The following is a 25,661-nucleotide window of genomic DNA, read 5'->3' on the forward strand; positions in this document are numbered from 1 at the left end:
CGTTGTTCGTATCTGAATTTCCGGCGGATATGTCACTTTTTCAGCTTAAAAGCATAGCGTTTTTCCAGGCCGGAAAGATCGTTTCTATTATTTACACCCGACTTTTCGGGCCGGAAACCATAGCGTTTTACGTTTTATAAAAATATTCCTGCCGGCTTTAGTTTCCATTCATTAAACCCTGAATAAAGTCTAAAAGTGCATCAGACCGGAAGAAAAAATAAACTACCGGAATTAACAGCAAAGTTACCAAGAGTTTCGGCGCCAAACCAAACTTTCCGGCGGGCACAACTTCTGTTTTCCGGAAGAACATATAAAACGGTAGCTTCACGTAGTAAAAAAGTGCCACGGCCGTGAAAAGCAAGCCCGAAAGCAACAATATCAGGTACCAGTTTTCTTTGGTTGCCGCATAGTTTTCCCAAAGGCCGGTAAATAAAAACAGCTTGGCTGTAAACCCTGCCGTTGGCGGTAAACCGGTTAAAGAAATTATAAAAACAGTAGCGGAAATACCCAAAAAAGGGAACTCCCGGCCCAAACCACTCAGTGAATTTATGGCGTTGGAGTTCGTAATTTCTTCGGTAGTCTGGATTATTAAAAACAAGCCAAAATTGCTGAAAAGTAAAATGGTGGTATAGAATAAAATGGTTGCGTTCCGGGTTTCGGCGGGAAGTAAAATGGCTGCTAAAAGTAAACCCGCATGCGCTACGGAAGAATAAGCCAGTAATCGTTTCAGGTTGGTTTGCCAAAGCGCGGTGAAATTTCCGGCCAGCATGGTGAAGAACGCAAAACCGGCAATTATTAAGAACAGATTCTGAAAATGCGGGGCTAAAATGGCATGATCCAAAACAGTTACGAACCGGATTAGCACGATTAAAATGGCCGCTTTGGGTGCGGTAGAAAAGAAGGCAACTACCGGCGTGGGCGCACCTTCGTACACATCGGGCGCCCAGAACTGAAACGGAAATGCAGCCAGCTTGAACAGGAATCCGCCAAAGGTTAAAGCCAGCGCCATGGTTAAAATGGGTTTCGGTACGAGGCTTAATTTCTGCCAGAAACTTATATCCGTGAATTGCAGCGACTGGGTAAAGCCGTAGAGAAAAGACATTCCGTAAAGCATGATTCCGGCGGCTACTGCTCCGAAAAGTAAGTATTTAAGCGCAGCTTCGGCTGCCGGTTTTTCTTTGCGCAGCCGTAGCGTTAAGAAATAAGAGGCAATGGAAACGGTTTCGATGGCCAGGAACAGGAAGAGCAGATTTACGGCTTTGGCCATAAAACTCAAACCCAGCACTATTAATACAATGAATGCAAAATATTCGCTGCGGCCGGTTTTTTCCTGCAAGGGTTTATAGAAACTGGAAAGCAATATCGTTAAAATTCCAGCCGCGCTGAAAAGCACTAATCCATAATTTGCCAGACCATCGGCCACCAGCATCTTGCCAAAGGTTTCGGGTAGCGAATTTGTATTGGCAGCAAGCTGAAAAACGATGATCGCAGCCAAACCAGAAGCGGTTAACCAAGGCAAAAACCTGGAAACAATTTCACTTCGGATTAAACCTAAAAGTAAAAGCAACAGGAAAAGTGCCGCCAGAAAACCTTCCGGCGCCAGCACGCCCAGCGAAGCCTGAATTTGTTCCAGTTTCGGAAGCAGGGAATTGGTGAGGTTTTCGGGGAAACGCATTTACGGGAGCAAATTTAACATTTCCGGCAGGTTACTTTTTCCTTCCAAAAGCATAGCGTTTACAAATCTTGCCGCCGCCGGACTGACTTTATCCAACAGCAAATGCGGGAAAATTCCAAAGGCAAAAATGAGCAACGCTAAAGGCACCAGCATCACGTATTCTCTGGCAGTAAGGTCTTTGGCGTTGCTGCCATTTGTCAGGTCAGGCTGGATCCAGAATTTCCCGAAGAACATGCGTTGCAATGCCCATAAATAATAGGCAGCACCCAACAGAATTCCGAAGGCAGCTAAAATTGCAAGCCAGCGGCTCAATAAACCGTTTGCCGAAGCCGAAGTAAACGCGCCTAATAAAACCAGTAATTCGGCAATAAAACCGGATAAACCCGGCAGACCCAGAGAAGCAAAAAAAGCTACGACCACTAAAAAAGTATAAGCCGGCATAGTAGAAGCCAAACCGCGGAAACTGGAAATCTGGCGGTTATGATAACGATCGTAAAGTACGCCAACTATTAAGAAAAGCATGGCCGAAATCAAACCGTGGCTGAAAAGCTGGTAGATCGCGCCGTTCACGCCTTCGGTGGTAAAAGAAGCCAAACCAAGCAACACAAAACCCATGTGCGAAACGGAAGAATAGGCGATCAGTTTTTTCAGGTCGCTCATGGCGAGGGCGCAAAAGGCTCCGTACAGAATAGAAAGCACACCTAAACCGGCAATGAACTGACTGAAATACACGGCAGCTTCCGGGAAAACCGGGAAAGCAATTCTTAGCAAACCATACGCCCCAACTTTTAAAAGCACCGCGGCCAGCATTACCGAAATCGGCGTTGGGGCTTCCACGTGGGCATCGGGCAACCAGGTATGCACCGGAACTACCGGAATTTTAATGGCAAAACCCGCAAACATAACCAGGAAAGCCAATAACCGCGCCGAATATCCCCATATCTCTTTTCCGGAAAGCAAATGCAACATGCTGCCAGGTATGAAATTAGCGTCTTCGGTCATGGCCGGAATGCTAAAGGTATGCACCAGGTTTTCGGAAGCAATTTTGCCGGTTTGCAGCAGGAATTGGGTAGCGTTTGGGTTCGCAGAAAGTCCAGCGCGCGCCGCGGTTGCTACCGGATCTACCACCGAAGTATAAAGGCCGATCATCACGATGAGGATGAGAAGCGAACCGATGAGCGTGTAAATGAAGAATTTAATGGCCGCGTATTCCCGTCTTGGCCCGCCCCAGATGCCGATGAGGAAATACATGGGCAGCAGCATAAATTCGAAGAAAAGGTAGAACAGGAACATATCCAGCGCCAGGAAACAGCCCATTACGCTGGCCAAAAGCAGCAGGTAAAGCGCAAAATAACCTTTCGGATTTTTACTTTCCAGGTTCCAGGAAGATAGCACACCAATTACGCCTACAATTCCAGTAAGCAAAACCATGGCAATGCTCAGACCATCTACGCCCAGGAAATACTGCACCTGGAAATACCCGAATTTCGAAAGCTGCAGGCCAAACCATTCGGCTTTTTCTACGAACTGATAGGCGGTTTCGGTGGGTTTAAAACTGTACCAGGCGAAAAGGCTTAGGCCAAATTCAGCTAAAGCAGCGCCCAGCGTAAGCGATTTGATGATCTTTGGGTAACGCGCAGGAACCGCCAAGATAATAGCGGCGACCAGCAGCGGCACAAAAATCAAAAGACTTAATAGGTAATCCATGTATTTTAAAAGCAGTTTTGCCGCTGTTTCCTTATAAAAACAAAATACTCAGCACCACCAGCATTAAGCCAAGTAGCGCGTAAAGGTAATAACTTTGCAACTGACCGCCCTGCAATTTTCTGCCGAGTTTTCCCAACCAACCGGAGAACCAGGTCAGCAAATGCACAGTGCCATCTACCAAATTTTTATCGAACCAGCCAATAATTTTGGCCCCGACTACGGTTCCCATGCCTAAGAAGTGAAGCAAACCATCTATGACTTTTTTGTCGGTTAAGGCTACCGCTTTTCCGAGTTTCAGGGCGGGCTTTAAAATTGTAAAACGGTATAGTTCGTCGAGGTAAAACTGCCGGAAAGTAAATCTTGCTACCGGGTTTATGGGTTCTTCGGGATACGCACTGGCAACTCTGCCGATCTTCAGTTCCAGATTGCGGTATTTGAACCAGGCAAATGTAATTCCGGCTAACGCTAAAATGGTAGAAAGTATGGCAGTGTATAAATGAATTTCGTGGTTTCCGGCAATTGCTTTCGGAAGCATGTTCGGCAATTGCTTTATTAAATGCTGCGAGCCATATAACCAGCCTGATTCCGCATTAAAAGGATTAACTGCGTAAAAAGTAGCGAGGGAAAGCAAAGCCAATAAAATAACCGGAACCAACATGATGGGCGACGCTTCGTTGCGGATGGAATGACGAAGCGTTTTCGGATCGAGGTTTAGCCTGAATTTTCCAAAAAACACGAAAATCAGCTGGCGCGTCATGTAAAAAGCCGTAAGCCAAACGCTGATAAAACCAATTGCCGGAATGAAGTAGTAAAGCGGATGGTCGTGACTTGCTGCCCAGGCCCAGGTGCTGGAAAGAATGGCATCTTTGGAAAGGAATCCGGAGAAAAACGGCAAGCCCACAATTCCTCCGAAGGCCAGTAAATACGCAAAAAACGTAACCGGCAGAATTTTCTGCAGCCCGCCCATGTTCCTAATATCCTGGCGATCAACTGTTTCGTGGTCGGGCAATTCGTTCAGACCATGGTGCATGGCGTGGATCACAATACCGGCAATTAAAAACAAGGCGGCCTTGAAAAATGCGTGCGTGATCAGGTGAAAAAGAGATGCTTCCGGATTGCCAATTCCAATGCCCATCACCATAAAACCGAGCTGCGAAATGGTAGAATAGGCTAAAATGCGTTTGATATCCGTTTGAAAAAGGGCCGCCAATCCACCACTTAAAGCAGTTAAATTTCCGATAATGGCAATTACCAATAAAGCATCGGGGGTGAAAAACGCGTAACAACGAGCCAGTAAATAAACCCCGGCCGCTACCATGGTGGCGGCGTGAATTAAAGCCGAAACCGGCGTTGGGCCCTGCATAGCATCGGGTAGCCAGACCTGTAACGGAAATTGTGCTGATTTACCTACGCAGCCGCAAAACAAGCCTAAACCTATTAAGGTCAGAAATGCAGAATCGGTAGGATTTTGAAGTGAAAAGGTGCTGTTGAGTTCAGTGAGGTCGAAGGTTTGGAATAAAGAGTAAAGGCCGAATAAACCCAGCAGCAAACCTACATCGCCGAGGCGGTTTATTAAAAAAGCTTTCAGGCTGGCTTGGGAAGCGGCTTTCTTTTCGAACCAGAAACCGATGAGCAGGTACGAAGCAAAACCAACCAATTCCCAACCCATAAAAAGCAGCAGCAGGTTATCGGCCAGAATAATGCTGATCATGGCGGCGGTAAACAAACCGAGGTAAGCAAAATACCGGTTATATTGCTTGTCGCCGTGCATATAGGAAACCGAAAAGATCTGGACCAGCAGCGAGATGAACGTTACCAGCACCAGCATGATGCCGGCCAGGCTATCCAGCAGTATTCCGGCGGTAAAATGCGATGCGCCAGTACTTTCACCCAAGCTGAACCAGTTCCAGCGAAAATGCAGCGGAGGTCCGTTCCAGGTAAAACTGAAAATTCCGAGCGCAAAAACGAAACTTATACTGGCAGTAAGAATGGCAAACCAATCGCCGTAGCGCGGCAATTTCTTTCCGAAGAAAAACAAAACCAGGAAGGAAATAAAAGGAATGAGCAACAAGCCCAACGCCAGTTGCCCGGTTATGCTTTCAGAAATCTGCGATATGGTGACTGCTGCGTTCAGGTTAATTTTTCGTGGTTTTCAGTTGTTTTTGACTTTTTATGGCTAAAACGATAGCGTTTTGATTTTAGAAATTTTCAATAGATCGCCTGCCCTCCCCCTACCCCTCCAAAGGGGGACTTTCTTCTGATTTCTAAATTGTAATTTTTAATTTCTAAGTTAAAGGCTATCCTTTCAGTGTATTTAATTCGTCCACATTACTGGTTTTGAAAAGCTGGTACACCCTGAGAATAATAGCTAAAGCAACGGCAGCTTCGGCGGCGGCAACTACCATTACAAACAAGGCAAAAAGCTGGCCTTCGGAAATTTCGGGATCGTAGCGGCTGAAAGCGATCAGGTTTAAGTTGGCGGCGTTGAATATCAGTTCAACACCCATTAAAACCACCACCGCGTGCCGCTTACTGAAAACAGCCAGCAAACCGAGGCAGAATAAAATGGCGCCGAGCGCTAAAATATGTTCTAAGGGAATCTGGTTCATTTTGTTTTGGAGCCTGCACTGATGTAAGCCGCGCCTACCAAAGCAGCCAAAAGTATGAGCGAAGCTACTTCAAAAGGCAACGCAAAAGTAGTCATAAACTCGATACCGATGCTGTAAATGCTGGTTTTCTGGGTCACTAAAACTGGCTGCGTTTTTTCGAGCCCGGGCAATGCCGTAAGCTTACTGTTGAAGATCAGAAAAAGCATACCTGCTAACACCGAACCAGCTAGTAAACTGCTTTTAATTTTATTCCGGGAAGGAGAAGTTTCGGAAGCATCGCTTTTTCTTAAACTCAGCATGAGGCCGAAAAGAATGAGAATTAGAATTCCCCCCACGTAGATCATAAGTTGCGCAATGGCTGCTAAATCGGCGAAAAGGCAAACGTAAATGGCCGCCAAAGAAAGCAAACAGATGAGCAAGGAAAAAGCAGCGTAGAGTACGTTCCTGGTAAGCACCATAAAAAAGCCGGAAACTGCTGCCAATGCCGCAAAAACGTAGAAAATAACCGAAACCGGGATCATGCCTGGCTCCCTCCTTTCGCAGCTAATTTGGTTTTGGCTTCCGCCTTAGCTTTCGCAATTTCAGCTTGCTGCTTTTCCAATAGTTCGCGTTTTTCCTGTGCTTGCTCCGGCGTAAGATCGGTGTAATGGTAGATCATATTTTTGATATCCACTTCCGCGAAATCATATACGTTGGTCATCGTCAGGCAATCGGTGGGGCAAACGGTGGTGCAAAGGCCGCAGTAGCAGCATTTGGCCATGTCAATATCGAAGACTGGGGCGTACAGGCGTTTTTTGGTTCCGTCGGAAGTAATGCCAATTTCTTCGGTGGCTTTTACACTTTCAATAGTAATGCAGTTTACCGGACAGACTTTAGCACACAGGTCGCAGACAATGCAATCGTCAATTTCGTTGTGGAGGCGGTAACGGCCTTTGTCGGGCACTGGTAAACTTTCCTGCGGATAATTCAGCGTTACCAGGCCTTCGGGCTGAAAAAAATAATCTTTATGATTGATAGCAACGGGCTGGCGGCGGTTCCAGGCTTTGGAAAAATGACGCAGCGTGAGGTTAAAGCCTTGCAGAAGGCCTTTCACGTTTTGCCACCAGGTATTTGTTTGCTTTCCCATTTTACCCCACCCCACCCTCCCCTAATTCAGGGGAGGGCTTTTTCGGGTTTGTATTTTATTTTTTGCCTTTCGACTTTTTAGGCCTGAAAGGATAGCGTTTTACTTTTTTACTGGTTTTTGATACCGTTTTTTCACCTCGTATAATGTCCGTGAAATCTCATAAAGACATTATTAAAAATGTGGCCTCATAAGTTTCCTCGACCTTGCTCGGAATGCCAGATAAATTCTATAATTCTAAATTCAATCAATTCATCATTCCATTACCCCACCATCCACAAGCGCCAGAAAGCGGCAATAATTACCAGACCTAAGGCAACCGGCGTAAGGATTTTCCAGCAAAGATACATTAATTGGTCTACGCGCAAACGCGGGTAGGTCCAACGGATGGCTACCTGGATAAATAAGAGTACGGAAGTTTTAGCTAGTAGCCAGAAAAGCCCCCAGAGGTGGCCGGAAATCTTGCCGGGTTGGCCGGTGGTCCAGTCGGCAAGTTTTACAGAACCAATGTTGGGCAAAACGGTATTCCAGGAACCTAAAAAAAGGACTACGGCTACAACGCAAACCAACAACATCATAGCGTATTCGGCTAAGAACAAGGCTGCAAAACGGAAACCAGAATATTCGGTGTGAAAACCGGCTACGAGTTCCGATTCTGCTTCAGGAATGTCGAATGGGGCGCGATTCGATTCGGCTAAACTTGCAATGAAATATATGATGAAAGCAATTATCAGAAACGGCGCGCGGAAAACATTCCAGGTAGTAAAGCCGCCGATTCCGGTGGTATTGATGCCTAAGCCTTTAATTCCGAAAAGATAATTATCTGTTCCGGTTTGAGTTGCTAAAATGCCTTGCTGGAAACTTATTTCCTGCAGGTCTAAACTCTGGGAGATCATAACCACGCACAAAACTGCCAGCCCGGCCGGAATTTCGTAGGAAACGATTTGAGCTACGGACCGCATGGCGCCTAAAACCGCGAATTTATTATTCGAGCCCCAACCCGCCATTAACAGTCCAATTACATCCAAAGACAAAATAGCCAGCAGATAAAAAACGCCCAATGAAGTTCCGGAAGGGATGAAAGCGGGCGTTAACGGAATAACCGCGAACCCAGCCAGCACTGCAGCAAAAATTATTACCGGAGCATATTTGAAGAGGAATTTATCTGCAGCAGCCGGAACGATATCTTCTTTTTGCAGCAGTTTTACCACATCCAGCAAAGATTGCAGGCTGCCGTAAGGGCCGGCTTCCATGGGGCCGAGACGGTCTTGCATGAATGCGGCAATTTTGCGCTCGGCGTAAGCCAGCACTACCACCATGCTCAATACCAAAACCAGACAAAGCAACAAAGCCAGCATTTCCGGGCATTTATGTTATTACCGCGGCAAAGGTACGGTTATGAAAGGAATTATCAGTGAATACTCAAAAAATCAGAAAAAGTCGTAGCTTCATTTAAAAAGCATGTCGGGAATTTGCATTTAATCAGAAATAATTTCTCTGAAATCTATTCTTTTACAAGCTTTATCCGATCTACTACATTTCCTGAGATAACCTCCAACATATAAAGCCCGGCCGGATAGTTCGCTATTGAAAAGCGGGCGTTTTGCGGCGCAGATTGAAGCTGATAAATCAGACGGCCGTTGGTATCATAAACCCGCAATTGAATCTGATCGGTGATCGGGCTATTGGTTTTAACTTCGAACTCGCCTTTACCGGGGTTTGGATATGGCGTAAAAGCGATCTTTTCTTTTGTAAATTCTACAAAACGGATAATACTGAATTCCGAATGGCCATCGAAGTCAACCTGCTTCAGGCGGTAATAATTATTGCCCGGCAGTGGTTGTGAATCGGTAAATGCATACGCTTGAGTTATTGCTGAATTTCCGGAGCCATTTACCTTCCCTATTGCCTGCCATTCTTTAGAATCAGTGGAGCGTTCAATTTCGAAATAATGGTTGTTGCGTTCCTGGGCAGTTTGCCATTTTAGCAAAACCTGATTCTGCACTTTTGCGGCCGTAAAAGATGCTAAACTAACCGGAAGCGGACTTATTAGAGTAACGGTATATTCTTCTATCTGGCCGTATTGGGGCAGGTAACAAGGCCCGGTTATTTGGTTTGCGGCAAAGTCGCTGATGATCCGCAAACGGAGAGCCGTGTTGGAAGAGTTTCCGGTGGGGGGTGCAAATGTACCGCTATGGGTTTTGGCATTGCTGGAATTAAGAATCAATTCGCCGGCTTCCGTGAAGCTTCCATTATTATTATAATCGAGGTAAACATGCACGTTCTCATTATTTGCTGGTCCGGTAGTAACAGAAATCGAGGAAGCATTATTGTCTTCCAACCCGAAATGCTGGTTGCAGCTATGATCTACCAATAAAGCATTATCTCCTACGGTGCCATCAGATTTAACCATACTGCTGCCAATCTCAACGCTATAGATGCCAATGCCAAAATTATTACTTACCACTGTACCGGAAGGCGTACAGGTTGCGGCTAAAGGCGTGCTTAAAGTTCCGGCTGAAAGACTTTGTGAATTCAGTAAACCAGGCCGAAGCTGGGTAATTGCGGCTCTCACGCGGTCTTTCTGATCCTGCGTAAATTCGGATCTGCAGGTTTCAATATTATAGTCCATATAATTTTTATAGACATTCCCAATGGGGGCATTTGTACAGGAATTAATTGCTCCGGCAGGACAAGACCAATTGTAAGCACTACTGGAGCGTTTATGTGGTTCAGTATCAGCAACACAATCGCCCTGGCCGGAACCGCAACCGTTGGTAACAGGCGGGCAGGAAGTACCTCCATTGTCGCCTTCGAAAGTATGATAAAGGTTGAAAGCATGACCTAATTCGTGGGCCAGGGTATGGCCACGACTCATACCATTTGATACAGTTCCGACGGTACCAAAAGCGCGGTTTAAGATTACAATTCCATCTAAATTGGCTGGCGCTCCCGGCAAATAAGCATAGCCTGCAATACCGCCTCCATTATCAATATCGTTTACAACCCAGATATTATAATAATCTGAATTGGGCCATCTGCTCAGGTTTTTAATGGCCAGATCTTCCGCGCCGGCAGTTTGTAATTTCACGCCCTTGCTTGCATAGTTGGGGACGCCGCTACCATTCACGCGCACAATACCGTTAGTAGGGTTGCAATTGGGATCGCGGGTTGCGAGCTGAAATTCAACTTCCATGTCTACTCCGCCGCCTGCGCCATAAGTGCCGGCCTTTTTGCGATAAATGTCATTAAGAGCAACAATGGCGCTGTTTACCTGCGCATCAGAAATATTATTGCCGGTACCAACTGCTTCACCAATATGAATGATATGAACGACCACCGGAATTATCAATATCTGTCCGTTGGCTTGGTTGGTGCGGGCGAGAGCATTGGTTTTCTGAGCAGCTTGCATCAGGTTTTCATTCAACTCGATCCGTTTGCGGAATTCCTGGCTGGTGCGCAGTAAATTATCGTGCAAAACAGCGGCTCCACAATCTCCCGGGTTTTGGTTGCCGGTTACATTTTGTACAATATTCTGAGCGAAGATTTCGGAAGCTATTATCTGCAACAGGCAGAACAAGATGATGGATTGTTTAACGTTTCTCATAACGACCGTGCTTACAGAAGATGTGATGAAAAAATGTAACCGCCGCAGATGAAATTCTTCCTCTCAGATTACAAATTATTATCTATAAACTTCCATAAATAGCTTTAGGTTACGAAAAACAAGAGCTAAATTATTGATTTTTAATTGTTTAACTTTTATTTTCTATATATAAAACCTTAGTATATTTACAGTATATATTTGTTTTATTCTAACAAATCATAAATAATGCGTACGTAGTTACAGACTCATCCGGGAAAATTACACTTTCAAAAAAAGTTAGTCCGTATTAATACTGTTAGAAAAGATTTGAAAATTTTTTGCTCTTTTTCTTAAATAATGTCGTTTCGATTTAGCGTCATGAGCAATTTCGTCAGAATTCATGCTTTGGGTTCCAGCATAGCTCTTCCGAGATTCTATATATTCAGCCAAATTATTATTCCATGATGCTGAATTTTGCTATGAGTTGGAACAATTTGAAAGTGGATTTATGCGTGCGATATTCAATAGAATTTTGAGAAAATAATAAAACATTTTAGATAGCATATAATTTAAAATTGCTCCAAAAAAATAAGCCCGGGTATAAATACCCGGGCTTATTTTTATCTGTAATGCAGAACAATTATTTAAAAGTTTCTGCGCTGACTTTTTATGCCTGAAACCATAGCGTTTTTTTATTCCCATAAAGGGTAATGTTCCAGCTGCACAGCTTTTTCGAAAAATATGCGCGTCGATTCTTCAAACGATTGGGTAAAATCGGAAACGTAAAATTTATGTTCGCCGGGGCGTTTTGGAGCTGCCAGATGGTTTTGGTGCAGGAAGTTTTTCACGTAGTGCGCCACCAGCTCGGAAGTATCCAACACATCAACTTTGCCCTGGTAGAAACTTTCAATTTGCTTCTTGATGAGCGGATAGTGGGTGCAGCCCAGAATCAGTGCTTCAATGTTTTGCAGATGCGGATCCGTCAAATAGGTGCTGATCACGCTTTCGGAAATGGTGTTGTTGAAAAAACCTTCCTCAATCATAGCTGCCAGCAACGGCGTTGCCAGCGAGTTGAGCGTAATATTTTTATCCAGAGCATCTACTTTCTTTTTATAAACATTGGAATTTACGGTTTGCTTGGTTCCGATAAGGCCGATGGTTTTATTCCCGTAATTTTCGCCGATATATTGTACCGTTGGGTCTATTACGTTCAGCACTTTTGCTTTACTGCCTACGTATTCTTTTACCAGTTCATAGGCCGCCGCCGATGCAGAGTTACAGGCAATTAAAATTATTTTGCATTGCTGGCGGATCAACAGATCGCAGATCTTCACGGAATAAGCCTGGATGGCAGCCGTAGATTTATCGCCGTAAGGGAGGTGTGCGGTATCGCCGAAATAAATGAGCTGTTCGCGAGGCAGAATTTTGGTAATGGCGTGCGCAACCGTAAGACCGCCAATGCCGCTATCGAAAATTCCGATGGGTAAATTTTTCAGTTCCGTTTCTGGCATATTGTAAAATCTGAAGGCGAAATTAACCTGCTTTTTCGGGATTGAAAACGCCGGAACAAGATATTTTATTCATTCCGGCAACTTCTTACTTTTTACCCCGAAAAACCTAGCGTTTTTTTTAAATATTTATGAAGCAAGAACAATAAACTTATAATAAACAAAATTAATATATAGACAGGCTTTCGGTTTTGGTACTATTTTTCAGCTGCAATTATTGACCTCATTTTTCAGTTTTTTTTTGCAGTGGCTATCAAAATTATGAACCCAATTATGTAAAACGCTAAAACTCACCTTTAATATATGCGTTTTCACGGAAAATTATTTTCAGCAATAATACTTTTTCCCGGCGGCATCGTTTAAAGAATTATATTCCCGCACCGAAGCAGCTTAAAATAATACAAAATATAGACATAGTTTATTATTCTGATTTCTACTTCTACCACCCTAACCTAACGCACTCACAAACTGAAAAACGATGAGCAGAAAACAAATAAATACCCAATCTCATGGCAGCTATTCCTTACAACAAACACGCAGTCATCCGGCGATCGGCCGCTTATGGAAGTCTTGAATGTCGGTTTGCCGCCTATTTAATTGATACTTGCCTTTTTTTATTTGTGCAGGGCTTAACTTTATATTTTATTCTCGGTTATCCTTTTCCCCCAGACCTTGCTTCTGACTTTCTCCTGCCCCATCTCTCCATTTTTATTTCCGATCTGGATTACCTGAGCAAGTTTATTTACGCAAATCTATATTTTTTGATAATTCATTGGCTGTACTACGCCCTAATGGAATCTTCGGTGCGGCAGGGAACGCTGGGTAAAATTGCCATGCAAATAAGAGTTACAGACCTTGACGGGCATCGCATTTCCTTCTGGCAGGCCACGTTACGTTACATAGGCAAATTTTTATCGGTTGGTTTATTTTTCGGTGGTTTCCTGGTTGCACTTTTTAATCACCGGCACCAAACGCTGCACGATATTATTGCCGGTTGCGTGGTGCGGGTTGCTAAACATCTTTAATCGACTTTTTAGCGCCGAAACCATAGCGTTTTCTTTTGCAAAAACATAAATGCGTACCTTTGCGGCATGAATTATCTTTCGGCAGAAAACATCTCGAAATCTTACAGCGACCGCTGGTTGTTCAAAGATCTGAATTTTGGTATTAATCGCGGGCAGCGCATTGGCTTGGTGGGCGTAAACGGTACCGGCAAAAGTACGTTATTGCGCATTTTAGCCGGCGAAATTGTGCCCGATTCCGGTTCGGTGAGCACGCGCAACGGCATTCTGGTAGGTTATTTAAGCCAGAACCCCGTTTTTTTAGATGAAGAAGCCAGCGTGCAGGATGCCCTTTTTGCCGGCACGAACGAAACCCTGGATGCCATCCGGGAATACGAAGCGGTAATGGAAAACCCGGACGTGGATCACGACGTGCTGCAACGCGCCATGGACCGCATGACCGATCTGAATGCATGGGATTATGAACAAAAAGTAAAGCAAATTCTGGGCAAACTCGGCATTCACGACCTACACAAACAAATAAAACACCTTTCCGGCGGACAGCGCAAACGCGTGGCCATGGCCCGTATGCTGATAACCGAACCTGACCTCATTATTCTGGATGAGCCTACCAACCACTTGGACCTGGACACCATTGAGTGGCTGGAAAACCTGCTTTCTACGCAAAACCAAACGCTTTTAATGGTTACCCACGACCGGTATTTCCTGGATAAAGTAGCTACCGAAATTGCGGAATTGGACCAGGGACAGGTTTATTCTTACAAAGGCAACTACGCTTACTTTTTAGAGAAAAAAGCCGAACGCGAAGAAATGGCCGGCGCTGAAGTGGATAAAGCCCGCAACCTGATGCGCAAGGAACTCGAATGGATGCGTCGTCAGCCGAAAGCGCGGGGTACGAAATCGAAAAGCCGGATAGATGCCTTTTATGAAACGAAGGAAAAAGCGGCTGGTAAAGCTTCCGGACCGGGTTTAGACCTTTCGGTAAAAACCACGCGCCAGGGCAATAAAGTGCTGGAAGTTAAACACATTTCTAAATCTTTCGGCGGACGTAAACTGATCGACGATTTTTCTTACGTGTTCAAAAAGCAGGATCGCATTGGTATCATCGGGCCGAACGGCATGGGGAAATCTACCTTCCTGAACATGCTTACCGGCGCACTTACTCCTGATTCCGGCGAAATTGAAAAAGGCGAAACGACCGTTTTTGGCTATTACACCCAGACCGAACTCACTTTTAAGGAAGACCAGCGCGTAATTGATATTGTAAAGGAAGTGGCCGAAGTGGTAGAAACCGCCAAAGGCGAAGTGATCTCGGCCTCGCAGTTCCTGCAGCATTTCCAGTTCGCGCCTTCGCAGCAATATACCATGGTAGGCAAACTGAGCGGTGGCGAAAAACGGCGTTTGCAGTTGCTGCGCGTACTTATTAAAAACCCGAACTTCCTGATCCTGGATGAGCCAACCAACGACCTGGATATCATTACGCTGAATATTCTGGAAGATTTCCTGCTGAATTTCGGCGGCTGTCTGCTCATCGTTTCGCACGACCGGTATTTCATGGATCAGTTGATCGATCATGCTTTTGTGTTCGAAGGCAACGGTAAGATCCGCAACTTCCCGGGCAATTATACGGATTACCGCGAATGGCTGAAAGAACAGGAGAAATCAGACAAAACGGTAGTAATTCCTGAGGAAAAACCCAAAGCTGCCCCAGCGGCCGCGCCCAAAGCCGAACCGCTTACCCAAAAACGCAAACCTTCTTTCAAAGAAAAGCAGGAATACGAGCAGCTGGAAAAGGAAATCGACGAACTGGAAACCAAACGCGACCAACTGACCGGCGAACTGAACAGCGGTGGTTTAGACCACACGCAACTGGCCGCCACCGCCGCCGAGATCGAGAAAATTGGTAAGCAAATTGACCAGAAAAGTGAGCGCTGGCTGGAACTGGCGGATTTGATGTAGTTTTACAAGAAAATATAAATGAGATTTTTATTTTTTGTTTTATGCTGTGCGCTGGTCTTAAACGCGAAGGCACAAGAGTTGAAAAAAGTCGTTGATTACAACTCTCAGCAGCGCATTAGAGAAGAATTTTACGTTCTGAAAGCAAACGAAAAGATAAAGCACGGCGAATACAAGCAGATTACCACCGCGTATAAAACGGTAGTAGAAAAGGGCTTTTATAAAAATAACTTAAAAGACAGTACCTGGACCTATTACTTCCCCGGAACAGAACATATCTTAGCCCAGGGAAATTATCTAAACGATCAGAAATCAGGGATTTGGCACGAGTGTGCGTTTGCTGATAATACAATCTTTTTAAGTGAAAAAGGACTGTATAAAAATGGAGAACGGGCAGGATCGTGGCAATTTTTTAACGCTGAAGGCGAGGTAATAAAAGTTTATGACTACAGTCTGAACAAAATTTATTATGAAAAACCGCTGCCTGACTCGCTGGAATTTGATGTGTTCGTAAATAATACTTGGGAGAAACGAAAACTAGACAGCGCTCCAAGCCTGATTCCGGATAAATTTGGTAATGAATTGATCAGTAAGGCTTTTATAAATAATATCAGCTATCCAATGGATGCCGCAAGAGCGGGGGCTGAAGGTACGGTAGTAATCGCATTTTCTGTGAACGAAGAAGGAAACGCTACTGATTTCTATGTCAAAACTAAATTATACCCCAGTTTAGATGCAGAAGCGCTAAGGGTTACGAAACTCATGCCCCGAAAATTTCAACCAGGAATACTGAACGGTAGGGCGGTAACCACGAGAATAATTCTCCCGATAAAATTTTCAATACAATAAAAAAAAAGCCCGGTATAAGCGGGCTTTTTTTTACAACTTCACCGTTCTTAACCGTAAACTATTTGTAACCACCGAAACGGAACTCAGCGCCATGGCGGCTCCGGCGATCATTGGGTCGAGGAGGAATCCGTAGGTGGGGTAAAGCACGCCAGCGGCAATGGGAATTCCGATCACGTTGTAGATGAAGGCCCAGAATAGGTTTTGCCGTATGGTGCGGACCGTGGCGCGGGAAAGTTTAATGGCTTTCGGAATATGGTTCAAGTCGGAGTGCATGAGCGTGAGTTGGGCAACTTCCATGGCAATGTCGGTGCCTTTGCCCATGGCAATGCTTACGTCGGCGCGGGCCAGCGCTTCCGAATCGTTGATGCCATCGCCAACCATGCCTACGATCTTACCTTTCCGCTGCAGTTCCTGCACAAAATTTCCTTTATCTGCAGGCATTACCCCGGCTTTGAAATGGGAAATACCAACTTGTTCCGACACAGCTCTGGCGGTGGCTTCGTTATCGCCGGTTAGCATGTAAATTTCCAGGCCCAGGTTTTTGAGTTCGGAAAAGGCGGTTACGGAAGTATCTTTGATGGCATCGGCAACGGCAATTACGGCTACGGTCTGCACATTTTCGGCGAAAAACAGTACCGTTTTGGCTTCGGCTTCTAATTTTAAAGCGATTTTTTCCAGTTCGGCATCAGTCAGGATCAGGTTTTCGTTCAGCAGTTTTTTATTGCCGATCAGGTAACTTTTGCCGTTCACGTTACCTTTTACGCCGCGACCGGTTATACTCTGGAAATTCTCCACCGGCACTGCAGGCACATTTTCAGCTTTCAGGCTATTTACCACCGCCGTGGCCAATGGGTGTTCCGAAGCTGCTTCTAAGGAAAGTAAAACCGATTTCAATTGACTGACATCCGCAATTTTAGCGTTCCATTTTATATCGGTAAGTTCGGGTTTGCCTTTGGTGATGGTGCCGGTTTTGTCCAGGATCAGCGCATTCATTTTGTAGGCATTTTCCAGGCTTTCAGCATCTTTTATCAGAATCCCGTTTTCGGCGCCTTTCCCTACGCCTACCATAATGGCGGTTGGTGTGGCAAGACCCAGCGCGCAAGGACAGGCAATAATAAGCACCGAAACGAAGGCCAGAAGCGCATGACTCAGCTCCGAAGTTCCTCCGAAGATCATCCAGACCACAAAACTCAACAGCGCAATACCAATGACTACGGGCACAAAAATGCCGGCAATTTTATCGGTGAGTTGCTGCACAGGCGGTTTGGAATTCTGGGCGTGCTGCACCGATTTGATGATCTGCGCCAGCACGGTGGCCCCTCCTACTTTCCGGGCTTCTATCTGCAAACTGCCTTTCTGGTTTAAGGTGCCGGCAAAAACCGCCGCGCCCGCCGTTTTTGAAACCGGAAGCGGCTCGCCGGTCAGCATGCTTTCGTCCAGAAAAGATTCGCCCTGCACCACTTTACCGTCAACCGGAATTTTCTCACCCGGCCTGATCAGCAAAATATCGCCCATAAGCACTTCTTCAATTTTTATCTCGGTTTCCGTACCGTTTTCCAGACGCTTTACCGTTTTGGGCTGCAGCCCCATCAGTTTTTTAAGCGCCGCCGAAGTCTTGGATTTAGCCCGTTCTTCCAGCAATTTTCCCAGCAAAATAAACCCGACGATCACCGCAGCCGCTTCAAAATAAATGGGCGCATCCAAACCCCGGCTCTCGAAATATTGTGGATAAATAGTATTGAAAGCGCTGAAAATAAAGGCAATGCCGGTACTCAAAGCCACCAGCGTATCCATGTTCGCTTTGCCGTGTCTGGCTTGAGCAAAAGCGCGTTTAAAGAACGGCCAGCCAAAACCGAAAACCACCGGCAAGGTCAACAGCAACTCGATCCATTTTAAGGTTGGCGAAGGATGGTGAAAACTCATACCCAAAACCGCCACCGGAACTGCTAAAAGCAAAGCGCCGATTGTCCGTTTTTTAAGCGTAGCATAATCTTTTATGCGTTGCTTTTCCAGCGCTTCCACGTCGGCTTCGGAAGGCTCAATGAGCAGATCGTAGCCAATGCTTTGGATAACCTTCTGCATTTTTTCCGGCGTAATTTCCTGCGGGTAGTACGTAACCGTAGCATTCATGGAGGCAAAGTTTACCTGCGCCTTTTCTACGCCCGGCTGGCTTTGCAACATGCTTTCCACGCTCGCCGAACAGCCTGCACAGGTCATGCCGGTTACCGGGAAAGTGGTTTCTATTATATCGGTATCAGGAGTTTTATCGATGGTTTCCATAGCGTTTTTATACGGTGGTGAACGGTACAAAAGTAATGGCTATTGCTACGGAAAGCGTTATAGAATTGTGAGTTTGAATTATAGAATTAGTGAATGAAAGAAAAATGCTTTTTCGGATTTATTTATCCGAAAACTACCTGTAGCGGATTTATCAATCCGCGTTTTTGAGCGTATGAGCAGCAAACGTGGGTCAATAGACCCGCCACAGGCTACTTCCGGATTTATAAATCCGGAAGAGCTGCTAATGAATTTTGAGAGTGCTACTTTTTGAATTTTCAGGGTTTTGAGACAAAAAAAGATACGGTTTTATAAAAAATAACTCTGATTGCCACGGTTTTAACCCGTGGCAATCAGAGTTATTTCCCCACCTCATCCAGCGGTTTTCTATTATGCGCCTTCAGTTTTTTAAAAGCCGTTGGCGTGAAACCGGTAACTTGTTTGAACTGGCTGGAAAGGTGCGCTACGGAACTGTAACCGAGTTTGTAGGCCATTTCGCTGAGGCTCAATTCGTCGTAAACCAGCCATTCCTTTACTTTTTCGATCTTCTGCAGAATGATGTAGCGCTCGATAGTTACGTTTTCGGAAGAGGAAAAAAGCTGGCTTAGGTAGTGGTAATCTTTGTCTAGATGCTCGGCGATCAGGTCGGAATAATTCTGCAGGCGGGATTCGGGTTCCTGAATAAGCTGGATGATGTAGTTTTTGATCTGCTCTACCTGCCGCGCTTTTTTGTCTTCAAGCAACTCAAAACCGGCTTCAGCCAATACATTTTTAATTTGTTCACGGTCTGCGTTTCCGGTTACGGTGGCTTCGCCGAGCGCAATTTCGTTTACCTCCAAACCCAGCTTTTCCAGCTCATCTTTTACCACGCGCACGCAACGTTGGCAAACCATATTTTTAATGGCTAAATGGTGCTGTTCTTCGGGCATAAAAACGGTAGGGTTTCGGGGTAAAAAAGTATTAATCGTGGTAGTGGCTGGCTTCGTAGCTGAAGTTAAAACCGACCTTTTGGTTGCGACTTATCTGTTGATTATCAAGCTTTTGTTTCACCGTTATGGTCCGCATATCATCTATATTACGGGCCATAAGATCGTTATTTACGGCCGCAATTATGGCGCTTTCCACCATCAGTAATATGGCTTCTTCGTTTAAAACATTACGGGCAATATCCTGGTACCGCAAATTGAGCTGATCTACTCCCTCGAGGTAAAAATGATTCTCGATATTGATCAGTAACCGGCCTAACAAATATCCCGGATCGTTCATACGACCATATTTTATTGAATCGGCCATGAAGTTGTAAGCCATGATATGCCCGAAGAACCGACGTTTGAAATCAGCTTCCACGTATTCGGTTTTCATCAGATCGTAGTCTTCAGGGAAGGTAACCACGTTGGAATGCATCACAAAAACGAGCAGGTCGCCGGAAATTTTTATGTGGAATTCAAACTCGCTTACGTCGCGGTATTCGATCAGAACGGAAGAATCGAGGGAAGTTACGCGATCGCTGAGCTTTTTTACCAGATCGATGGAAATTTTACGGAACTGATCGAAGGCTTGCTTTGTGTTCCGGTAAATGGCTTGTTTAGCCGACGATTTCTGTCTGAGACCTTCAAAAATGGCGTCGAGTCTGTCCTCCATAAGCTGCTTTTAGAATTTGAAAATTTAAAGTTAAGGAATGCTGACTAAAACATACCCTATTCCGGAGAAATTGGTTTTTAAAAATTTTGCACTGCAAAGTGTTATTGAATTATTCCTTCGGCTTCCAGTTTTTGCAAGGTTTCCTGATCAAGGCCGGCGAGTTTCTGCAGTACTTCCCGGGTATGCTGGGCGTAATGCGGGGGCGGCAACAAATGATCATTCATAGGTTTTTCGAGCTTAAACGCTACCGTTTTTAAACCTGAAAGTCCATTTTCTGCATAATCTGTCTTGAATTGTAACGCTTTGGCTGCATCTCCGGAAAGAGCTTCGGAAACAGACCGGACGGCTCCGGCCGGCACAAAACGCTTTTCCAATTCGGTGAGTAAATATTCCAGCTTAAAACCCGCGATCAGCATTTTTAATTTTTCGTTGAGCACCAGCCGGTTTTTTACGCGCGCACTGTTTTTACTGAATAAAATGTCTTCCGCAATTTCCGGTTGGCCCAAAACCAGGCATAAATTCCGGAACTGCCGGTCATCTCCGATGGCTAAAATAAGTTGTTTCTGATCTTCGGTGGTAAAAATGGTGCCATAAGGAACGATATTCGGATGTTCGGAGCCGGCGCGTTGCGGCTCAAAACCGGCTACCAAGTAGTTGGTACCCTGATTGGCCAGTGAAGTTAATGCCGCATCGAGCAAAGACATCTGCACCAGCTGGCCTTTCCCGGTTTTTTCGCGCATATATAAAGCCGTAAGCAAACCTTCTTTTAACTGGTGCGCGGCAAAAAGATCGACAAACGCAACCGGCATTTTGGTAGGTAATCCATCGGGTTCGCCGTTCAGGTACATCAGCCCGCTTTCCGCCTGGATCACGGCATCGTATCCGGCTCTTGGGTTTTGGGTGCCGTAACCGGTAATGTGGCCGTAAAGCAGTTTTGGGTTGATTTCGGATAGCGTTTTATAATCTACCCGCAATTTTTCGGCGTCTCCGGGTTTGTAGCTGGCAATTACGATGTCAGCCTGCGCCGTAAGTTTATGTAGAATTTGCAGCCCGGCTGTTTTTTTCAGGTCTAAAGCTACCGATCTTTTGCCCCAGTTAGCGCAGGAAAAATAGGCTGAAATATCGGTTTCCGGATTTTCGGAGCGGGCTTTCCATTTGCGGGTTACATCGCCTTGCGTGCCGGTATTCTCTATTTTTATAACGGTAGCGCCGAGTTCAGCAAAAAATTGCCCTACGCTCGGACCAGCCAGTACGCTGGCAAGTTCGAGCACTACAAGTCCGGAAAAAGGTTGTTCAGCTTGCATAGAATAAGAAAAACCAACCGTTACGGATTGGTTTTCATAAGTGATTTAAAACACAAAAACGGTAGGGCAAATTACGTAAAAACTCGCCACGTGGCATTTATTCTACCGACTTTCCTTTCAGTTTTTGCCAGTAATATTGCAGCGAATCGTTTGGTTGTACCTGAAATTTCCGGCTGGCAATTTCGGTTTTCAGGTAATCGATGCGGGAATCGAGAACCGGGTGCGTGCTTAAAAATTCCGGCAGATCTAAATTCCCTTTCTGGTCTTTCAAAGCACTGAAAAGCCCTACCATACCGTTCGGATCGATGCGTTTTTGTTCCAGCAATTTTAGTCCCGTCATATCGGCTTCTTTTTCCAGTTCCCGGTTATATTCCAGCGATTTCAGACTGTTGGCGTTTTCAGCTACCACCACCATAATGCCATTCACATCGCCAAAAAGCAGGGAAACCAGGAAGTAACTTGACAGATTCCGAAACAACGCTTTCAGCGAATGGCGATGCTGCAAATGGGCATTTTCGTGGGCCATCAGGCCGGCAAATTCCTCGTAACTATCGGTAAGGTGAATGATCGGTTCGTAAACCACAATGTGCCCACCAGGAACTGCAAATGCATTCGCCTGAGAATTTTTCACGACAGTAACGCTTACTTTTCCGTTTTGCGGACTGGCGTGCAGCAGGTTAAAAAAACGCTGGGCATAAATAGTTTTGACGGAATCTTTTTCTTCCGCTTCGAGCATGCCATCGATCAGGGCCTGGCCTAATTTTACTTCGGCGCTTACCGGTAAATTTTCGGCTACAATTTCTGCGGTTTTAGGAATAAGCCAGAAATATGCTCCGGCAACCAGCAACACAAAAACCGCCAGCACACTTAAAAGCGGCAACGGATCTCCGGAAATCAAAGAACCATAGCGCGAACCTGCAAAAACAGCTTTCGGGTATTTTTCCTTTAATGCGCCGAAAAAGGCCGGATCTTTCACTTCCAGATATTCAGGCGGCGAAGCGGCATATTGCAGTTCTACCAGTTCGTCATCGTTAAAATCGTTGCGTCCAATCAGGTTTATATCCCAGATCCGCAGGAAATCCGCATCAGTCGGGGAAGTAAGTTGAAATTCTGTGGGCAAAAATGTTACCGAAACGGGCAGGCCCGCACTGGTTTTTCCGTTAAAATATAAGCCTTGAAATTCGGCCATAAGCTGCAATTATACCAGGTCAAGATTCAGAATATCGGAAACGTCTTCCATAGTAGCATCAATGCCATCGGTTTGGGCTTGTTCCAGATTTTCGAGGTCTAAATTACAGAACAATTCGCAGTTATTAATCACGTAACGCATGGTACGAACGGTAACCAACGGCGTGCCTAAACCCAAAGTAAAGATCACGATCAGGATGTTTCCGGCCAGAAGTTTAAAATAACCGGCACCATTCACGTTGGCTTCCAGGCGCGAATAATTACCATTCTGCTCAATTAAAATATTGTTGAAATAGAAGCGGTGCAATTCAGCCATGTACCCGAACAAGTAAATTCCCAGCGTGAACATGCTCAGGAAATAACCTTTCAGGTGGATCATGAACAATTCGCTGCCTTCGCCATCGAACTCAAAACGAATATTTCCGATGCGGATATTGCCTACAATTTTCTTCCGCAGCGCTACAGCAAACCAGGAAGAATAAATACCCAAAGTAATAATAGACAAAAACATACCTTTTATGCAGGTAACGTAAATCTCTTTCAGGCTGGCGGTGAAGGCAAAATGGATACCGCGCCAGGAAGTGCGGGAAAGGCGGTAGCGCATGGAACCGTAAATAGCTACCGGAATTAAGGCGGCCAAACCAAAATAAAAGAAGAACATACCGCCTAAAATCAGGCCTTTAGAACCAGAAAAGACGCAAGCCATGAGTACGCCATAGAGCACCGCAAACACCAGCATGGCTTTTATAAATCCTTTGAACATTTCTTTTCCGGTACCATGAAATTTAAAGCGGCTGCCGGCAAATTCGGTTTTCTGGTACAGGTATTTCAGTTTTTCGGCTTTGGCCCAGGGATAATAAACGCCGAAGGTAACCACGGTTAATACCCAGTTTGGTAACTGAATACCGAATAATTCGGAGCTTTTGCCTTTAAACTCAAAGGTTTGCGGCACTTCTGCCGCCGGAGAAGGCTGGTAAATTTCTTCCATAAATTGAGTGGGGATGATTGTTTTTAGATTGCTTGATTTTCAAAGATAAAAACTAATTGTAACAAAGCAAATCCAGCCATTGCTATAAACACCATTTACTTTCTTTGCCTCAAAACCTACCATTTCACCAGCAAAGCACTTTTTAGCCGAAAAACATACCGTTTTTATTATCAGATTCACCACCACTTTTTCTACCTGAAATCCTAGCGTTTTTAAAAACAAAAAACCACCGGCCAGAAGCCGGTGGTTTTCCCAGTATGATTACTACTTAACTACTTTACTTATTTAATGATCAGTTTCTGAACGCTTACTTTGTCGCCGGCTTTCAGGTTTACCAGGTATAAACCAGGTCTCATGCCTAAGCTGCGGCCGTCTACGTTTATTTCGGTGGCGTTGGTTATTTGTCTGCTGTGCAGTACGCGGCCACTCATATCCAGAATTTGCAGTGTTGCATTTGTTGGCTCAGTGGTTCTTACATTGAATACACCGTCGGTAGATGGGTTCGGATAAACTGTGATGCCTGCATCTTTTCCTTTAGCTGTTACAGCGATTACTTTGCTGAATTCAAACTTGCCGTCGAAATCTACCTGGCGTAATCTGTAGTAATTCAGGCCGTTGGCAGCATTTTTATCGAGGAAGTTATATTTCAGTACGTTGCTGCTATTGCCGTTACCTTTCACGGTGCCAACAGTTTCGAAAGAACGGCCATCGTTGCTGCGTTGTACTTCAAAACGATCGTTATTTTTCTCAGCGGCAGTAGACCAGTTCAGGGAAATTCCTTCGGCAGTGGTAGTGCCCGAGAAACCGATCAGTTCTACCGGTAGCGGGTTAATATTGCCGCAATCTTCGTTTACAAACACATATTCTGTATCGGTTGCGGTTCCGCAGTTATTGGTTACTGTTACGGTTACATCGCCTGGTTCAAAGCCTACATAAACGGTAATACTGTTAGTGCCTTGTCCAGAATCGATGGTCCAATCGGCGGGAACGTTCCAGGTATAGGTGGCGTTGTTTTGCGCTGGGGTAGTGAAGGTATAAGGTTCATCATTGAAAGCACAAACGGTATCTGGTCCGGCAATTTCAGCTACTACGTTGCAAACCGGTGGCGTACCGCAGTTGGTGTTCACATCTACATCTATAGCATCGGAAGCGGTAGTGTTGCAGTAGCCTTTGTAGCCTCCTACGCCGTTGCCGTTGTTGCCATTTCCGCTGTTACCGTTAGAAGCAAATGTTGTGGTTACACTAACTTTGCCGTCAGTTGCACCAGGAGTTACGGTTAAAGTCTTGGTACCTTGTCCGCTTACAATTGTCCAGCCGGCTGGTACAGTCCAGGTATAAGTAAAGTTACCTTTCACCTGGCCATTACCGTTACCATTTCCGCGGCCTAAAGAATCCGCTACAGTTGCATTATACGTTTGGTTTACATTTACACAAACAGAATCAGGTCCATCTACATCAACAATAAAGCCTTTGCTTGGTTTTACAGGGAGGGTTGCTACTTTGGTGCCGCAGATCGGGTCATTCACTTTCACTTTCATGGTACCGCTTTTAGTACCGACTCTTACAGTTACGCAGTTGGTGCCTTGCCCGGAAACAATTTCCCAGCCGGTTGGCGGGTTGCCGGCGTGGGCTCTTGGCACATCCCATTCAAAAGAAGTATAGCCCCGGCTGTTATCGATGCAATAGGTTTCTAAAGAACCTGGACAAGGATGTTGATTTCCGGTTATTGGTCTTGGTTGCGAGGTATTACAAGGGCTGTTGGTTTTTGCTGCCTGCTGCGCATTTGCGTCAGGGTTAAGAAAAAGCAGCGACAAGAAAAGGAATACGGAAGTAAGTAAGTTAGTTTTCATAGCTCGGAATAGTTAAATTTTCTTCATATTTTCAGTTAAATTTTCGAAATCATTTTCGGTAATTTCTTATATGGGGTTTTAACGCCCCGAGCTATCATCAGTTGCACTAAGCAATGTTTACAAATTTAAAATCCTTTAATATTATTTAAATAATACAATTTATACACTCATTTACCAGCTTTAAACACCTATTCACCTCATTTTTTACAACTATATACAACTACCTATATTTAACTTATCCAAGACTATTAAATTTCAGGCAAGCATTTCATAGCTGATAAAAAAGTTTTAAACTGTTTTCTACTTAAAATATCGACTGATATTAAGTACAATTTTAAAGAGTTTTATCATACCTATTTTCATGCGGAATATAATGCT

Annotated in this window: 19 protein-coding genes; 3 read left to right on the plus strand and 16 right to left on the minus strand. The window is 45.0% G+C overall.

Annotation, left to right across the window (positions count from 1 at the left end; translation table 11 throughout):
* Positions 1–157 precede the first annotated feature (157 nt).
* From ACFPIB_RS15135 to murI, 9 genes are all read right to left on the minus strand, one after another.
* Positions 158–1,675 carry an NADH-quinone oxidoreductase subunit N gene (locus tag ACFPIB_RS15135; RefSeq protein WP_378018307.1) on the minus strand — a complete coding sequence of 506 codons (1,518 nt, stop codon included), beginning with the start codon at positions 1,673–1,675 and terminating at the stop codon, positions 158–160.
* Complete coding sequence (locus ACFPIB_RS15140; protein WP_378018308.1) at positions 1,676–3,382, minus strand: complex I subunit 4 family protein; 1,707 nt, start codon at positions 3,380–3,382, stop codon at positions 1,676–1,678.
* 31 nt (positions 3,383–3,413) lie between these two features.
* Positions 3,414–5,453 carry an NADH-quinone oxidoreductase subunit L gene (gene nuoL / locus ACFPIB_RS15145; RefSeq protein ID WP_378018309.1) on the minus strand — a complete coding sequence of 680 codons (2,040 nt, stop codon included), beginning with the start codon at positions 5,451–5,453 and terminating at the stop codon, positions 3,414–3,416.
* Positions 5,454–5,679: 226 nt separating this feature from the next.
* Positions 5,680–5,991, minus strand: a complete 312-nt coding sequence (gene nuoK / locus ACFPIB_RS15150) for an NADH-quinone oxidoreductase subunit NuoK (RefSeq protein ID WP_378018310.1) — start codon at positions 5,989–5,991, stop codon at positions 5,680–5,682.
* Positions 5,988–6,512: an NADH-quinone oxidoreductase subunit J family protein gene (locus ACFPIB_RS15155; RefSeq protein WP_378018311.1), complete on the minus strand. Its 525-nt coding sequence runs from the start codon at positions 6,510–6,512 to the stop codon at positions 5,988–5,990. The genes nuoK and ACFPIB_RS15155 overlap by 4 nt, the downstream gene beginning before the upstream one ends.
* On the minus strand, positions 6,509–7,117 hold the full coding sequence (locus ACFPIB_RS15160; protein WP_378018312.1) for a NuoI/complex I 23 kDa subunit family protein: 609 nt from the start codon (positions 7,115–7,117) through the stop codon (positions 6,509–6,511). Before ACFPIB_RS15160 ends, ACFPIB_RS15155 begins: the two co-directional genes overlap by 4 nt.
* A gap of 260 nt (positions 7,118–7,377) precedes the next feature.
* On the minus strand, positions 7,378–8,472 hold the full coding sequence (locus ACFPIB_RS15165) for a complex I subunit 1/NuoH family protein (protein WP_378018313.1): 1,095 nt from the start codon (positions 8,470–8,472) through the stop codon (positions 7,378–7,380).
* A gap of 146 nt (positions 8,473–8,618) precedes the next feature.
* A complete protein-coding gene (locus ACFPIB_RS15170) occupies positions 8,619–10,721 on the minus strand; it encodes a M43 family zinc metalloprotease (RefSeq protein ID WP_378018314.1) in 2,103 nt (700 codons plus the stop codon).
* A gap of 671 nt (positions 10,722–11,392) precedes the next feature.
* Positions 11,393–12,211: a glutamate racemase gene (murI, locus tag ACFPIB_RS15175; RefSeq protein WP_378018315.1), complete on the minus strand. Its 819-nt coding sequence runs from the start codon at positions 12,209–12,211 to the stop codon at positions 11,393–11,395.
* A gap of 506 nt (positions 12,212–12,717) precedes the next feature.
* Here murI and ACFPIB_RS15180 point away from each other — a divergent pair.
* The 3 genes from ACFPIB_RS15180 to ACFPIB_RS15190 all read left to right on the plus strand — a co-directional run bounded on the left by ACFPIB_RS15180 (position 12,718) and on the right by ACFPIB_RS15190 (position 16,035).
* Positions 12,718–13,233, plus strand: a complete 516-nt coding sequence (locus ACFPIB_RS15180) for an RDD family protein (protein ID WP_378018316.1) — start codon at positions 12,718–12,720, stop codon at positions 13,231–13,233.
* 66 nt (positions 13,234–13,299) lie between these two features.
* A complete protein-coding gene (locus tag ACFPIB_RS15185; RefSeq protein ID WP_378018317.1) occupies positions 13,300–15,189 on the plus strand; it encodes an ABC-F family ATP-binding cassette domain-containing protein in 1,890 nt (629 codons plus the stop codon).
* An 18-nt stretch (positions 15,190–15,207) separates the two neighbouring features.
* Positions 15,208–16,035 (plus strand): TonB family protein, encoded by an 828-nt coding sequence (locus ACFPIB_RS15190; RefSeq protein ID WP_378018318.1) that lies wholly within the window; start codon positions 15,208–15,210, stop codon positions 16,033–16,035.
* 30 nt (positions 16,036–16,065) lie between these two features.
* Here ACFPIB_RS15190 and ACFPIB_RS15195 read toward each other — a convergent pair whose 3' ends face one another.
* From ACFPIB_RS15195 to ACFPIB_RS15225, 7 genes are all read right to left on the minus strand, one after another.
* Positions 16,066–18,315 (minus strand): heavy metal translocating P-type ATPase, encoded by a 2,250-nt coding sequence (locus ACFPIB_RS15195; protein ID WP_378018319.1) that lies wholly within the window; start codon positions 18,313–18,315, stop codon positions 16,066–16,068.
* A 356-nt stretch (positions 18,316–18,671) separates the two neighbouring features.
* Entirely contained in the window at positions 18,672–19,241 is a 570-nt protein-coding gene (locus tag ACFPIB_RS15200; protein ID WP_378018320.1) for an AraC family transcriptional regulator, read from the minus strand.
* Positions 19,242–19,272: 31 nt separating this feature from the next.
* Positions 19,273–19,953, minus strand: coding sequence for a hypothetical protein (locus ACFPIB_RS15205; protein ID WP_378018321.1), 681 nt, complete (start codon positions 19,951–19,953; stop codon positions 19,273–19,275).
* Between the two features lie 101 nt (positions 19,954–20,054).
* Positions 20,055–21,257 (minus strand): CaiB/BaiF CoA transferase family protein, encoded by a 1,203-nt coding sequence (locus ACFPIB_RS15210; protein ID WP_378018322.1) that lies wholly within the window; start codon positions 21,255–21,257, stop codon positions 20,055–20,057.
* A 97-nt stretch (positions 21,258–21,354) separates the two neighbouring features.
* A complete protein-coding gene (locus tag ACFPIB_RS15215; protein WP_378018323.1) occupies positions 21,355–22,446 on the minus strand; it encodes a M48 family metallopeptidase in 1,092 nt (363 codons plus the stop codon).
* 9 nt (positions 22,447–22,455) lie between these two features.
* A complete protein-coding gene (locus tag ACFPIB_RS15220; RefSeq protein WP_378018324.1) occupies positions 22,456–23,433 on the minus strand; it encodes a YjgN family protein in 978 nt (325 codons plus the stop codon).
* 281 nt (positions 23,434–23,714) lie between these two features.
* The gene (locus ACFPIB_RS15225) at positions 23,715–25,283 is read right to left on the minus strand and encodes a T9SS type A sorting domain-containing protein (protein WP_378018325.1); all 1,569 of its coding nucleotides are present in this window, start codon (positions 25,281–25,283) and stop codon (positions 23,715–23,717) included.
* Positions 25,284–25,661: the final 378 nt, after the last annotated feature.

The sequence above is a fragment of the Adhaeribacter terreus genome (assembly GCF_042657365.1).
GTDB classification, from domain to species: domain Bacteria; phylum Bacteroidota; class Bacteroidia; order Cytophagales; family Hymenobacteraceae; genus Adhaeribacter_A; species Adhaeribacter_A terreus.